Here is a 13,813-nt window from a genome sequence, read left to right as displayed (position 1 = left end):
AAAAACGAAGGGGCTGCGCCATCCGGCACAGCCCCTTCAGGTTCAGCAGAGTTACTTAGTCGAGCGTGAGTGCCCGGGTGATCAGATCAGCCTGCTCGATGGCGTGACGCTTCGCCGATCCGGCGGCCGGTGAGGCCGATGCCGGGCGGGAGAAGACGCGCACGTTGCGCGGGCCGAGCTTGTTGGTCTCGACGTAGAAGAACGGCCATGCACCCTGGTTCTCCGGCTCATCCTGTACCCAGGCGAGTTCGGCGTTGGGGTACGCCGCGGCAACCGACTTCAGCTCCACTGCGGGGAGCGGATAGAACTGCTCCATGCGCACCAGGGCGATTTCGGGATTCGGGTTCTTGTCCAGCTCGTTAAGCAGGTCGTAGTAGAGCTTGCCTGCCATGAACAGCACGCGCTTGACTGCGGCCTTGTCGGTGATGCGGGCATCATCGATGATCGGCTCGAACTTGCCACTGGTGAAGTCAGACACGGCACTCGTCGCACCGCGCAGTCGCAGCATCGCCTTCGGGGTGAAGACGACGAGCGGGCGCCGCGGACGCTGGTAGGCCTGACGGCGCAGCAGGTGGAAGTACGACGCTGGCGTCGATGGGCGGGCCACCGTCATGTTGTTCTCTGCACACATCTGCAGGAAGCGCTCGATGCGGGCTGAGGAGTGGTCGGGGCCCTGGCCTTCGTAGCCGTGCGGCAGCAGCAGGACGACGGATGACCGCTGTCCCCACTTCTGCTCAGCCGACGAGATGAACTCGTCGATGATCGTCTGGGCGCCGTTGGCGAAGTCACCGAACTGGGCCTCCCAGAGTACGAGCGCATCTGCTCGCTCAACCGAGTAGCCGTATTCGAAGCCCATGGCCGCGTATTCGCTGAGCAGTGTGTCATAGATCCAGAAACGGGCCTGGTTGTCGCTGAGGTTGGACAGCGGCAGCCATTCCTGACCGTTGACCCTGTCGTGCAGCACAGCGTGGCGCTGTACGAACGTGCCACGGCGGGCATCCTGGCCGGCGAAACGCACCGGGGTGCCCTCGAGCAGCACAGAGCCGAGCGCCAGCAACTCACCGAAACTCCAGTCGATGTTGCCGTTGCGGCTCATGTCGAGGCGCTTCTGCAACAGCTGCTGCAGTTTGTTGTGCACAGTGAAGCCGGCTGGCTTGTTGTTGAATGCGTCACCGATGAGCTGGATGACGGCTTCCTGCACGCCGGTCGTCTCCGGCTCGCCGACGGCGTCTTCGACAGGTTCACCGTTGGTGCCGATTCCCCCTGCGCCGATGATGCTCATCGAGCCGGTCTGGGCAGCGTGCGTCTCCATGAACGCGCGCTCAAGGCGGTCCTGGAAGTCGTGGTGCGCTGCTTCGTACTCTTCTTCGGTGATGTCACCGCGGCCGACGAGGGCTTCGGTGTACAACTTGCGAACTGAGCGCTTGGCTTCGATCAGGTTGTACATCAGCGGCTGTGTCATCGAGGGGTCGTCGCCCTCGTTGTGGCCACGTCGGCGGTAGCAGACGAGGTCGATGACGACATCGCGCTTGAATTCCTGGCGGTAGGCGAACGCGAGCTCTGCAACGCGCACGACGGCCTCAGGGTCGTCACCGTTCACGTGGAACACCGGCGCCTGGATTGTCTTGGCGACATCGGTCGAGTAGATCGACGTGCGACCCTCACCCGGAGGCGTGGTGAAGCCGACCTGGTTGTTGATGACGATGTGGATGGTGCCACCGACGCGGTATCCGCGCAGCTGTGACATCTGCATCGTCTCAACGACGACGCCTTGACCGGCCATTGCCGCGTCACCGTGGACGAGCAGCGGCAGGGTGGAGAACGTACCGATCGGCTTGCGGTCCTGCTTGGCGCGCACGAGGCCCTCGACGACGCCATCGGCGGCTTCGAGGTGCGACGGGTTCGCTGCGATGGAGACCTGGACCTCTTCGCCGTTGGCACCACGGAAGGTGCCCTCGGTGCCGAGGTGGTACTTCACGTCACCGGAGCCCTGCACGCTGCGGGGATCCTGGGTGCCTTCGAACTCACGGAAGATCTGACCGTATGTCTTGCCCGCGATGTTGGTCAGCACGTTGAGGCGGCCACGGTGGGCCATGCCGATGACAACTCCGTCGAGGCCGGTCTCTGCTGCACCCTGCAGGATTGCGTCGAGCAACGCGATGGTCGACTCGCCACCCTCGAGGCTGAAGCGCTTCTGGCCGACGTACTTGGTCTGCAGGAAGGTCTCGAACGCCTCTGCTTCGTTGAGCTTGCCCAGGATGCGCATCTGCTCATCGTGGGTGGGCTTGACGTAGTTCTTCTCGATGCGGTCCTGCATCCACTTGCGCTGGGCAGGATCCTGGATGTGCATGTACTCGATGCCGATGGTGCGGCAGTATGTGTCGCGAAGCACGCCGAGGATCTCGCGCAGCTGCATCTGGCGCCTCTCGCCGAAGCCACCGGTGATGAACTCACGGTCGAGGTCCCAGAAGGTGAGCCCGTGGGTCGAGATCTCGAGGTCGGGGTGCGTGCGCTGGTTGTACTCGAGCGGGTCGATGTCTGCCATCAGGTGACCACGCACGCGGTACGAATTGATGAGTTCCTGAACGCGAGCCGTCTTGTCGATGGCGCTGGCCAGGTCAACGCTGATGTCTGGTGCCCAGTGGATCGGGTCGTACGGGATGCGGATCGCAGCGAAGATGTCTTCGTAGAAGTTGTGCTGACCGATCAACAGCTCGTGGACGAGCTTCAGGAACTCGCCTGAACCTGCACCCTGGATGACACGGTGGTCATAGGTGCTGGTGAGTGTGATGGTCTTGGAGATGGCCAGGCTGGTGAGCGTCTTCAGGCTCGCGCCCTGGAACTCGGCCGGGTAGTCAAGGGCGCCGGCGCCGATGATGCAGCCCTGCCCCTTCATGAGGCGCGGCACTGAGTGCACGGTGCCGATTCCGCCTGGGTTGGTGAGCGACACCGTCGCGCCGGAGAAGTCGTCGGCGGTGAGCTTGTTCTTGCGTGCCCGACCGATGAGGTCTTCGTAAGCCGACAGGTATTCGCTGAACGTCATCGTGTCTGCCCGCTTGATGGCGGGTACGAGCAATGCCCGGCTGCCGTCAGGCTTCGGGATGTCGATGGCGATGCCGAGGCCGACGTGTGCGGGAGCGATGACCGATGGCTTGCCATCAACCTCGTCGTAGTACACGTTCTGGCTCGGGAACATCTTGAGCGCACGGATCAGGGCCCAGCCGATGAGGTGGGTGAACGAGACCTTGCCACCGCGCGCACGCTTCATGTGGTTGTTGATGACGATGCGGTTGTCGATCAGCAGCTTTGCCGGGATCGTTCGAACGCTCGTCGCCGTCGGCACGGTGAGGCTCTGGGCCATGTTGGCTGCCAGGGACTTCGACATGCCCCGAAGCGGAGTGGTGACATCCTGCTTCACTTCCGCGTCGTCGGTCTTGATGACCGACTGCGGGCTGGTGACAGGTGCGTCGGCCGGCACGGGCTCAGGCTTGGGCGCAACGGAGGTGGTGCGCGCTGTGGGCTGCGCGCCGATCACAGGGATCGGTGCAGTCGCAGGAGCAGGCGCCGGTGCCGCGGGGGCAGCAGCCTCCTGTTGGGGAGGGGGTTCAGACGCGGCATCACCCGATGCTGCGTTCTGCGCGCTCTGGTGGTAACTCTCAAGAATCGGCCACCATGACTGGTCCACCGAGTTCTTGTCGACGAGGTACCTTTCGTACATCTCGTCAACGAGCCACTCATTCGCTCCGAATTCACCCGACGTCTTTTCGTCTGGTGTTCCACCGGTCAACTGGCTTGACACAGCCGATCGCCCACTCTCTCCGTTGATTCAGGAAGTCTCACGCGACATGAAATCGCTATGGTCAGTCTGCTGATCAAGCCTAATCCCATTGAGAGATGGCTGCGTTCAACACGACGGGGAGCTAGCTTTATTCCCATGGAGTTCTATGGAGCGCAACCCAGTTTTGATTTGACGTACTCCGACGTGTTCCTGGTGCCGAGCCAATCGTCTGTCACCAGTCGCCTCGACGTGTCACTTGCCCCGAACGACGGCACAGGTATGACCATCCCGATCGTGTCGGCAAACATGAACTCCGTGACAGGGCCACGCCTCGCTGCGACGCTGGCCAGGCGCGGCGGACTCGGCGTGCTGCCGCAGGACATGAATCTGCAGGAACTCGACGCTGCCATCCGCTGGGTCAAGGATCAGTCGGTGAATTTCGACACCCCGCTGATTCTTCCGCCTGAGGCGACGGTTGCCAGCGCACTCACCCTGGTGCCGCCGCTGGAGGGCCAGGGCATCGTCATTCGCGACACCGAAGGCACCTATCTCGGCTGCATCGCTGCATATGAGCTCGGCAACGTGCCGCTCGACACTCCGCTCGGTGATCTCTTGCTGGGTTCGCGCGTGGCTCTCGACGCCGACGACATCGAGAACGCCCGACACGCCTTCGACGTGATGGCCGCTGCCGATATCGACTTCGCCCCTGTCTTGCACCATGGCGCGATCGTCGGCACTCTCAGTCGTACCAGCGCGCTCCGCTCAACGCTGTACACCCCGACCCTTGACGCTTCGGGTCGAATCAAGGTGGCAGCAGCCGTCGGTATCAACGGGGATGTCGCCGCGAAGGCACAGGCGCTTGTCGCCGCCGGTGTCGACGTGCTCGTGGTCGACACGGCACATGGCCACCAGTCCGGCATGCTCAGGGCGCTTGAGATCATCGCGGACCTCGATTTCGGCATCCCGATCGTGGCCGGCAACGTGGTGACGGCTGATGGGGTCTCGGATCTCGTCGACGCTGGCGCGAACATCATCAAGGTCGGGGTTGGGCCAGGCGCCATGTGCACGACTCGCATGATGACAGCCGTCGGTCGCCCGCAATTCTCAGCAGTACTCGAAACCGCGGCCACGGCCAGGGAACTGGGCGCGCACGTCTGGGCTGATGGGGGAGTGCGTTACCCCCGCGACGTGGCGTTGGCGCTCGCCGCCGGTGCCGCATCGGTCATGGTCGGATCGTGGTTCGCCGGAACCGTTGAGGCGCCTGGCGCGCTCAACAGGGATGCAGACGGTCGGCTCTACAAGGAGAGCTGGGGCATGGCGTCGACCAAGGCAGTGCAGGAGCGCTTCGATCGTCTCGACGCATACGAACTCGCGCGCAAGACCCTGTTCGCCGAGGGTATTTCGAGCTCGAAGATCTACCTCGATCCGCTGCGACCGTCTGTAGAAGACCTGCTCGACATGATCACGTCAGGTGTGCGCAGCTCGTTCACCTATGCAGGAGCGTCAGATATCGCGAGCTTCCAGGAGAAGGCGCTTGTCGGTCTGCAGTCGGCGGCTGGCTACGACGAGGGCAAGGCGCTCCCAGTCTCCTGGTAGGTCGATTTCTCAGTCAATTCAGTGTGACGTGCCGGTATAGTCGAACCCACAATGGACGACCCCCCTCCTGCATCCGCTTCATCATCCGCCCCCGGTCATAAACCCTCGCCCGTGAACGTGAGGGGTGAGCGCCTTGTATGAGCTGATCATGCTCGGCTTCGGTCTCATCCTGACCGTCGGTACGGGCCTGTTCGTTGCCAGCGAGTTTGCGCTGGTGAATCTCGATCGCTCCGAGCTCGAAGCGCGCCAAAGCCGCGGAGAGACGCGACTCGGCATGACGATCGCCGCGTTGCGCATCACGTCGACGCATCTCTCGAGCGCTCAGCTCGGAATCACGCTGACGACGCTGCTCACCGGTTACACCATGGAGCCTGCGCTTAGTTCACTCCTGGCCGGACCGCTGACGAGCATTGGCTTGCCCACTGCAACAGTGGCGCCGATCGCCACTGTCATTGCTATCGTGCTTGCGACACTTATCTCGATGATCATCGGTGAGCTTGTGCCGAAGAACTTCGCGCTCGCGCTGCCTATTCAGACCGCGAAACTTGTTATTCCTTTCCAGACCGTCTTCACCGCAGTGTTCAAGCCGGCCATCGTGCTGCTGAACGGCAGTGCAAACGGATTGCTGCGTTCTGTCGGCATCGAACCGGTTGAAGAGCTCTCAGGTGCCCGCACAGCGGAGGAGCTCTCGTCGCTCGTACGCCGTTCGGCCAGCGCCGGATTGCTGGAGAAAGACACGGCGACTCTGCTGCACCGCACGTTGCTCTTCTCTGCCCACACGGCATCCGACGTGATGACGCCGCGTCCACGCGTGGCAAGCATTTCGCGCACAGACTCGGCACAAGCCGTGCTCGAGCTGGCGCAGCAGACCGGTTATTCGCGCTTCCCTGTCGTCGACGATGGCATCGATGATGTCTCAGGCGTGGTGCACGTGAAGCAGGCAGTGGCGGTGCCGCGGGAGCGTCGAGCAGATGTTCCGGTGTCTGCGCTGCAGTCTGATGCCGTCCGCGTGCCCGAAACGATGAAGCTCGACGACCTGCTCGTTGAACTGCGCGCTCGTGGCTACCAGATGGCGATCGTTGTCGACGAGTACGGCGGAACCGCGGGCGTCGCGACCCTCGAAGACCTCGTTGAAGAACTTGTCGGCGAAGTCGACGACGAGCACGACAGGGCAAGAGCCGGAGTTGTGCTCTCGAGCGGCTCTCTCACCTTCCCCGGCATGCTGCGCCCCGATGAGCTCCTGGAGCGCACGGGCATCGTCGTTCCGGAGGACGGGCCGTATGAGACCGTCGCCGGCTACGTGATGAGTGTTCTCGGTCGACTTCCCGTTGTCGGAGACGTCGTGCGCGTCGCGACCGGCGAGCTGAAGGTCGAGCGCCTCGATGGGCGCCGCATCGACCGCCTGCGGTACACGCCGGATCCCGTTCTCGAGATTGATGCTGAGACATCCGACGATTCTCGGGGTAACAAAGACACCAAGGAAGCCAGAGAACCTCGGGAACCTTCCCGACGTTCCAAGGCGCGAGCCGAACAGGCAGAACAGGCCGAGTTGGCCAAGCAGGCGACCCAGACCAAACGAACAGAGCAGACCGAGGGTGAGGTGAGCGACCGATGAGCGACTGGGCTGGACTTGCCTGGCTTGTGATCCTGTTGATCGCAAATGCCTTCTTTGTCGCGGCGGAGTTCGCCGTCATCTCTGCCAGGCGCTCCCAGATCGAGCCATTGGCCGAAGCTGGAAAACGCAGTGCCAAGACCGCGCTCTGGGCGATGGAACACGCAACCCTGATGCTGGCGACCAGCCAGCTGGGTATCACCATCTGTTCGCTGCTCATCCTGAACGTGTCAGAGCCGGCGATCCACCACCTGCTCGAGATCCCACTGCACCTGACGGGGTGGTCTGAAGAGGTCATTGGAACCATCTCGTTCCTCATGGCGCTGCTGATCGTCTCGTACCTGCACGTGGTATTCGGCGAAATGGTGCCGAAGAACCTGTCGTTCTCAATCCCAGACAAGGCTGTGCTGATCCTGGCGCCGCCGCTTGTGTTGTTCGGCCGCATCTTCAAGCCGGTGATCGTTGCCCTGAACTCGACGGCCAACGGCATCGTTCGCCTGTTCGGCGTGCAACCGAAGTCAGAGGCCACGAGTACGTACACCCTCGAAGAAGTCGCGACAATCGTGTCGCAGTCAACGAGGGAGGGTGTGCTCCAGGACAACACGGGTGCACTCACCGCCGCATTCGAGTTCACGAACCTCAAGGTTCGCGATGTCGCGGTGCGACAGGATGCGCTCATCAGCCTGCCAGAGGGAGCCACTCCGGCCGATGTCGAGAAGGCAGTCACCAAGTACGGATTCTCGCGCTACGTGATCGTCAACCCAGCAGGGGAGCCCACCGGTTACCTGCACCTGAAGGACGTCATCGACCTTGATCTGGCTGCGCCTGACGACAAGGGCCGGGCGTATGCCGAGCCCGTGCCAGCCAAGCGCATCCGTCAGCTGGTTTCGATCTTCGAGGGCACCGATCTGGAAGACGCCCTGGCGACCATGCGACGCTCTGGTGCCCACCTGGCTCGCGCGTTCGATGAAGAGGGTGAGACCACCGGAGTGCTGTTCCTCGAGGACATCCTCGAAGAGCTCGTCGGTGAAGTTCAGGATGCGACCAGGCGGCTATAGCGCCTAACACCGGCCGACTGCGCCGCCGGGCGGGACGAAGTTTCGACTTCGTCCCGCCCGTTTCGCTATGCGGTACTCAGCTAACTGTGGTTCTCCCTGCGCCTGTGCGGCGTATCTCTCTGCGTCTGCGCGGCGTAGCGTTGGCAGTGAGAGAAAGGAAAACTCATGTTAGATGAATTGGAGGTTGTTGCAGTACTTCCGGTGCAGGACATGACCAGGGCCCGTGCTTTTTACAAGGACGCGTTCGGTCTGGACGCCACAGGCGAAGACGAGACAGGAGTGTTGTTTCGGCTGAAGAGCGGGACGAGTTTCATGCTCTACGAGACGCCGAACGCCGGCTCGGCCAAGAACACCCAGCTGTGCTGGATGACACCTGACCTGGATCGGGACATGGCAGAACTACGGTCGAAAGGTGTCACCTTCGCCGATATCGACATGCCTGGATTGAAGACGGAGAACGGCGTGGCAACGCTCGGACCGTCGCGTAGCGCCTGGTTCAGCGACAGCGAGGGCAATGTGCTCTGCATCGGGGAACGGGCCTGAACCAATCGACGCGCAGCAATTCGGCGTGCTGACAGCTGACCGGATCCCTCAGGCTTCCGGCCAGCGCGCCCTGCGATACTGCGGCGGCCAATAGCCGACGTTGACGCCGAGTTCATGGGCGGCTCGCAACGCGAAGTGCGGATCCCGCAGCATCTCGCGGCCGAGCATGACGGCATCCGCTTGCCCGGTTGCCACGATGTGTTCGGCCTGGGTCGCAGTCGTGATGAGGCCCACTGCGCTCACCGGCACACCGGCTGTTGCCTTGACGAATGTGGCGAGCGGCACCTGGTAACCGGGGCTGAGCGGAATCGTCACGCCGGCGACATTGCCGCCACTTGAGATATCGAAGAAGTCGGCGCCTGCCTCGCGTGCCCAGCCGGCGACCTGCGCAGTCTGTTCTTCGTCCCAGCCATTCGGCGCGTAATCGGTGGCAGAGAACCGCACGAACAGGGGCAGCTCGTTGCCGATAGCTGCCCGAATGCGTTCGATCACTCGCAGCAGCAGCTTGGCCCTGCCAGCCAGATCGCCGCCGTACTCGTCGGTGCGCAGGTTGCTGAGCGGTGAGAGGAACTGGTGAAGCAGGTAGCCGTGGGCTGCATGGATTTCAAGCACCCTGAATCCCGCAGCGACCGCACGGCGGGCGGCGGCCTCGAAGTTGGCAACGACCTCGTCGATGCCGTCGATATCGAGAGCAACCGGAGCGGCAAGACCGGTGAACGGCACGGCAGAGGCCGAGACGGTCTGCCAGCCTCCATCGGCGTCGGCCATTGTGCCGCGCTTGTCGTAACCCCACTCTGGCCAGACGGACGCCTTACGGCCTGCGTGGGCGAGCTGGATGCCGGCGACAGAACCCTGACTGTGGATGAAGTCGACGACCCGTCGCCACGCCGTCGCCTGCTCGTCGTTCCAGATGCCGGTGTCCTGGTCGGAGATGCGGCCGTCGGGACTGACGGCCGTCGCCTCCGCGATCACGAGGCCAGCGCCGCCAGAGGCCATCGAGCCGAGGTGCATGAGGTGCCAATCGCGCGGGATGCCGTCTTTCTCGACGATCGTGTACTGGCACATCGGCGCAACCCAGATGCGGTTGCGGAACGTGACGTCCCTGATGGTCAACGGTTCGAACAGGGCTGATGCGGCCACGGGGCTCCTTGCTGACGACTGGTATTCACGCTGATCTCCACCGAGAGGCGGCTCTGACGCTGTGCGGGGTGACCTGAACAACCTATCGTGGGGTGCATGGCGAAGTCAGAGGAAGTTGACACTAGCGCCCACACTGCAGGCCGAAGCGCAGACCGCCGTGCCGGATGGGACCAATGGTCGTTCGAGGACGCTGCGGCGTGGATCCGGAGACCGATAAGCACCGACGACAAGTACAGCAGGGGCGTGCTCGGGGTGCAGACCGGCTCCGAGCTCTACCCGGGCGCTGCAGTGCTCGGTGTCGAGGCAGCGATGCGCACCGGTGTCGGCATGGTCCGATATCTGGGACCGACGCGGCCCACCGATCTGGTGCTGGCCAGACGGCCCGAGACGGTGACAGCGCCCGGCCGCGTGCAAGCCTGGTTGCTGGGATCGGGAATGGATGCCGCCCACCGGCCCGCCCAGACGACGCGGTCGCTTGAGGCGGCGCTGGCCGAGGGGGTTCCGTGTGTCGTCGACGCCGGGGCGCTTGACCTCGTGGGGCAGCTCAATGCCTCTGTGCTGCTGCATCCGCTCGTTGTGACGCCGCACTACCGCGAACTCGCTGCAATGCTCACACTGCGCGGTGTCACCGTGACCGCTGACGAAATAGCGGCAAGCCCAGGGGAGTGGGCGGTGCAGGCATCCGCTTCGCTGAATGTGACGGTGTTACTGAAGGGGGCAGCGACCTACATCGCGTCACCGGGTGGCGCACGGCTCAGCGTGTCGATCGGCACTCCGTGGCTGGCGACCGCAGGCACCGGGGATGTGCTGGGTGGCATGCTCGGGGCGCTGGTTGCCACCCACGCCGAACTGATCCGCACGGATGTCGACGTGCTGGCCCCATTGGCTGCAACCGCCGCGTTGCTCCACGCGCTCGCCGCGACGCGTGCATCGGGCGGTGGCCCGATCGCGGCGCTCGACGTTGCGGAGGCATTGCCGTCGGTGATCGCGAGTTTGCTCGCGGGGTGAGATGGGTGCAGGCATCCGTTGCGCTGAGTCGCACTGCGCTGAGTCTCGCCGTGCTGTCACGAAAACAGGACAGATCGCGACCACGTGTTCGGGTACAGGACGAATTGTGCCAGCTCGAGCGATGCGTCCTGTTTTCGGCGCAGTACGCCCATGGTGTGGGAAAGTGAACACGTGCGTGTAGACGAAGAATCGGGACCTGAATCCCGTCAGACTCCGGTGATTACGTCTGCTGGCCCGCGCTGGTTTCGGCGCTCTGTCTCACTCTGGGCCGGCTTTGTCATTGTGCACGTCGTGCTCATTTGGGTGACGTTCGTCGCACGGGGCTGGCCGCTCGGTGATGTGTCACGGGTGTATCTCGGGTGGGCGGAGGCCGCAGCATCCGGTGAATTCGTCGTGGGCATCACCACCGAATTCGTCTATCCGGTGCTCGCGTTCATCCCGATCATCGCCGCACTCGCCTTCGGGGCTGACAATTACGCATTGACCTGGCTGATCCTGGTGACGCTTTTGAACGCCGGCGCATTCGCCTGCCTACTCGGCAGCTGGCGAAAGCCCTCGAACGTCGGCGCAGCCTGGTGGTGGCTGGGATTCCTGCTGCTGCTTGGCCCGATCGGACTGGCCAGGATCGACTCGATCACCGTGCCTCTCGTGGTGATGGCATTGCTCTGGCTGCGCACCCAGCCGCTCTGGGCGACAGCGTTGCTCACGGTAGCAACCTGGGTGAAGGTGTGGCCGGCTGCAATACTCGCTGCGCTTTTTCTGACAACCAGAGATCGCTGGCGGGTGCTGGCCGTCATGGCCGGCTCCAGCTCGTTGATCGTGCTGGTCGCGCTGCTGCTCGGCAGCGGGACGAACGTATTCAGCTTTGTCTCTCAGCAGACCGACCGCGGCATCCAAATCGAATCACCCATCGCGAGCTGGTGGATGTGGCAGGCAGCATTCCGTGTTCCAGGCAGTTACGTGTATTACGACCGCGAGATCCTGACCTATCAGGTGACGGGCGCTGGAGTCGAGTCAGTAGCGGCAGTGATGACGCCGATACTGGCCGTCGCGGTCGTCGCTGTGCTGCTGCTCGGCTGGCTCGCGCAGCGCCGCGGTGCACGACCCGAAGACCTGTTTCCGCCGCTCGTGCTCGCTCTGGTCGTCTGCCTGATCGCGTTCAACAAGGTCGGCTCGCCGCAGTTCATCAGCTGGCTTGCCGCACCCGTGATCCTGGGTCTGACCCTGCGTTGGCGGGGCTGGAGCATTCCGGCATTCATCGTCGCCGTCCTCGCTGCCCTCACCCAACTCGTCTATCCGTACCTGTATGACTACCTGTTGGTGGCCGACCCGCTGCTGGTGCTGGTACTCACCCTGCGAAACCTTCTGGAGTTCATACTGCTTGGATGGGCAGTGGTGCAGATCTGGAAACTGCGGGATCCGCACCGGCAATTCGCCACACTCGCACTACCTCTGAAGGAGTAATCATGTTGGTTGCATTCTCGGTCGCCCCGTCTGGCACGGGCGAAACCGATGGCTCGGTTCACGACGCTGTTGCGGCTGCCGTGCGTATCGTGCGGGAGTCCGGCCTGCCGAACCATACCGACGCGATGTTCACCACGCTCGAGGGCGATTGGGATGAAGTGTTCGCCGTCATCAAGGCAGCGACGGATGCCGTGGGCGCCTACGGATCTAGGGTGTCGCTGGTGCTGAAGGCCGACATCCGCCCCGGCTTCTCCGGCGAACTCACCGGCAAGGTGGAGCGGCTCGAAGCTGCGCTTGGTCAGGGATAGCCGAGAAACCAGAGCAGCACAATCGCCACGGGCTGCAGCGCCATGCCGCCGATCAGCAGAGTGCGCCTGACGCGCGGTGAGCCGGCGATCGTCGGATCGCCGAGCAACGGAGCCAGCGGCATCAGTAGGCGGAACAGGCTCTGCTGCGGGAGGAAGACCGCAACAAGGTATAGGCCATAACTGGCGCTGTACGCCAACAACTCAGTGCCGAGGGCGCGAGGGCCCCGACGGGTGAGCCACCACACGAAACTGCCGATCACGACGAACACCAGCAGGATGCCGACGACACCGAGGTACTTGCCGGTGAGCAGGAACCAGGGTGTGAGCGGGATGAACTCCTGTCGACCGACAAAACCGGTCCACCACGACAGCTCGGTCTCGAGATAGGCGCCGGGATGGCCGGTGGCAGCCGAGGCAATCATCGGCCAGGCCAGGCCAGCAATCGAGATCGCTGCACCCGCGACGAGGATCCGGATGCGCGCAGACCACGGGAACGGTTCGCCCCGCCGCCGCCAACCGACGTAGCGCACGATGAAGATGATGCCGAGCGCCAGAGCGATAGCCAGCCCACCTGGGCGGGTGAACGCGGCGATGACGGCGAACGGGATCATCAGCAGATAGCGTTGCTTGACCATCGCCCAGAGACTGCAGAACAGCAGGAACAGAAATAGGCTCTCGGCATAGGCCACCTGTAGCACGAAGGCGAGCGGACCGAAGCTGAACAGGGCGACGGCCCAGAGTGCCGGAGTCGCACCGACGCGGGATTCGACGAGCCGAAACAGTACGTAGGCTGCCGCCGCACCGAACACGGTTGCCACGAGGACCCCGGCCACGTAGAAGTCCAGGCCCGTCACATTCATCACGCCCCGGGTAACAGCAGGGAAGACCGGCAGGAATGCCCAGGCGTTGGGCATGACATTGCCGTCGGCATCGGTGGGAAGGTCGGTCGGATAGCCGTGCAGGGCGATCTGCCGATAGAACCAGGTATCCCAGGAACCGGAGAACGTGAAGAACGTGGAGTTGTCGCGGTGGCTGGCGAACGTCCAGCCCCGGCTGGTAGCCACCGTATACAGCGTGCCGAGCAAGACAGTGGAGAAGACCCGCGACAGCGCGTAGAGCCCGAGTACTGTGCCCCAGGTCGGCCAGGTGCGCCACACACGCCACTGCGTAGGTGCAAGCGAGCGTGTCGTGACCATCCCTTGATCCTTTCACACTGATCGCAAGGCGACACGAATCAGGGCTTCGGGCACGCGCACGTAGCGGCTATACGCCACGGACTCAGCGGATGTGTGGCGACAATCTGCGG

The 13,813-nt window shown here is 63.3% G+C and carries 10 protein-coding genes; 7 read left to right on the top strand and 3 right to left on the bottom strand.

All coding sequences use genetic code 11. The annotated features are described in order from the left end of the window. Positions 1 to 55: 55 nt before the first annotated feature. On the bottom strand, positions 56 to 3,799 hold the full coding sequence (locus ACMT3I_RS14240) for a multifunctional oxoglutarate decarboxylase/oxoglutarate dehydrogenase thiamine pyrophosphate-binding subunit/dihydrolipoyllysine-residue succinyltransferase subunit (RefSeq protein WP_414805172.1): 3,744 nt from the start codon (positions 3,797 to 3,799) through the stop codon (positions 56 to 58). Positions 3,800 to 3,934: 135 nt separating this feature from the next. Between ACMT3I_RS14240 and ACMT3I_RS14235 the strand changes: the two genes are divergently transcribed. From ACMT3I_RS14235 to ACMT3I_RS14220, 4 genes are all read left to right on the top strand, one after another. Then, the gene (locus ACMT3I_RS14235) at positions 3,935 to 5,374 is read left to right on the top strand and encodes a GuaB1 family IMP dehydrogenase-related protein (protein ID WP_414805171.1); all 1,440 of its coding nucleotides are present in this window, start codon (positions 3,935 to 3,937) and stop codon (positions 5,372 to 5,374) included. A gap of 148 nt (positions 5,375 to 5,522) precedes the next feature. Next, positions 5,523 to 6,989 (top strand): hemolysin family protein, encoded by a 1,467-nt coding sequence (locus ACMT3I_RS14230; protein WP_414805198.1) that lies wholly within the window; start codon positions 5,523 to 5,525, stop codon positions 6,987 to 6,989. Then, positions 6,986 to 8,044 (top strand): hemolysin family protein, encoded by a 1,059-nt coding sequence (locus tag ACMT3I_RS14225; RefSeq protein WP_414805170.1) that lies wholly within the window; start codon positions 6,986 to 6,988, stop codon positions 8,042 to 8,044. The genes ACMT3I_RS14230 and ACMT3I_RS14225 overlap by 4 nt, the downstream gene beginning before the upstream one ends. A gap of 165 nt (positions 8,045 to 8,209) precedes the next feature. Beyond that, positions 8,210 to 8,587: a VOC family protein gene (locus ACMT3I_RS14220; RefSeq protein ID WP_414805169.1), complete on the top strand. Its 378-nt coding sequence runs from the start codon at positions 8,210 to 8,212 to the stop codon at positions 8,585 to 8,587. Positions 8,588 to 8,635: 48 nt separating this feature from the next. Here the strand turns inward: ACMT3I_RS14220 and ACMT3I_RS14215 are convergent, their stop codons facing one another. Then, a complete protein-coding gene (locus tag ACMT3I_RS14215; RefSeq protein ID WP_414805168.1) occupies positions 8,636 to 9,727 on the bottom strand; it encodes an NADH:flavin oxidoreductase/NADH oxidase in 1,092 nt (363 codons plus the stop codon). Positions 9,728 to 9,823: 96 nt separating this feature from the next. Here ACMT3I_RS14215 and ACMT3I_RS14210 point away from each other — a divergent pair, with 96 nt between their 5' ends. From ACMT3I_RS14210 to ACMT3I_RS14200, 3 genes are all read left to right on the top strand, one after another. Beyond that, positions 9,824 to 10,735, top strand: a complete 912-nt coding sequence (locus ACMT3I_RS14210; RefSeq protein WP_414805167.1) for an ADP-dependent NAD(P)H-hydrate dehydratase — start codon at positions 9,824 to 9,826, stop codon at positions 10,733 to 10,735. A gap of 171 nt (positions 10,736 to 10,906) precedes the next feature. Continuing rightward, the gene (locus tag ACMT3I_RS14205) at positions 10,907 to 12,199 is read left to right on the top strand and encodes a glycosyltransferase 87 family protein (protein ID WP_414805166.1); all 1,293 of its coding nucleotides are present in this window, start codon (positions 10,907 to 10,909) and stop codon (positions 12,197 to 12,199) included. 2 nt (positions 12,200 to 12,201) lie between these two features. Further along, a complete protein-coding gene (locus tag ACMT3I_RS14200) occupies positions 12,202 to 12,507 on the top strand; it encodes an MTH1187 family thiamine-binding protein (protein ID WP_414805165.1) in 306 nt (101 codons plus the stop codon). Here ACMT3I_RS14200 and ACMT3I_RS14195 read toward each other — a convergent pair. After that, a complete protein-coding gene (locus ACMT3I_RS14195) occupies positions 12,498 to 13,703 on the bottom strand; it encodes a hypothetical protein (RefSeq protein WP_414805164.1) in 1,206 nt (401 codons plus the stop codon). The two genes, ACMT3I_RS14200 and ACMT3I_RS14195, sit on opposite strands and share 10 nt — an antisense overlap. Positions 13,704 to 13,813: the final 110 nt, after the last annotated feature.

The organism is Leifsonia sp. A12D58, assembly GCF_047530025.1.
In the GTDB taxonomy this organism is placed as follows: Bacteria; Actinomycetota; Actinomycetes; order Actinomycetales; family Microbacteriaceae; genus Cryobacterium.
Note: the sequence above shows the minus strand (reverse complement) of the source record. Positions and strands in the feature narration are given on the sequence as shown.

Coding starts and splice junctions, on each gene's coding strand:
- ACMT3I_RS14200 (WP_414805165.1), top strand. CDS start 12,202: ATGTTGGTTGCATTCTCGGTCGCCCCGTCTGGCACGGGCGAAACCGAT.
- ACMT3I_RS14195 (WP_414805164.1), bottom strand. CDS start 13,703: ATGGTCACGACACGCTCGCTTGCACCTACGCAGTGGCGTGTGTGGCGC.
- ACMT3I_RS14230 (WP_414805198.1), top strand. CDS start 5,523: ATGCTCGGCTTCGGTCTCATCCTGACCGTCGGTACGGGCCTGTTCGTT.
- ACMT3I_RS14235 (WP_414805171.1), top strand. CDS start 3,935: ATGGAGTTCTATGGAGCGCAACCCAGTTTTGATTTGACGTACTCCGAC.
- ACMT3I_RS14210 (WP_414805167.1), top strand. CDS start 9,824: ATGGCGAAGTCAGAGGAAGTTGACACTAGCGCCCACACTGCAGGCCGA.
- ACMT3I_RS14225 (WP_414805170.1), top strand. CDS start 6,986: ATGAGCGACTGGGCTGGACTTGCCTGGCTTGTGATCCTGTTGATCGCA.
- ACMT3I_RS14220 (WP_414805169.1), top strand. CDS start 8,210: ATGTTAGATGAATTGGAGGTTGTTGCAGTACTTCCGGTGCAGGACATG.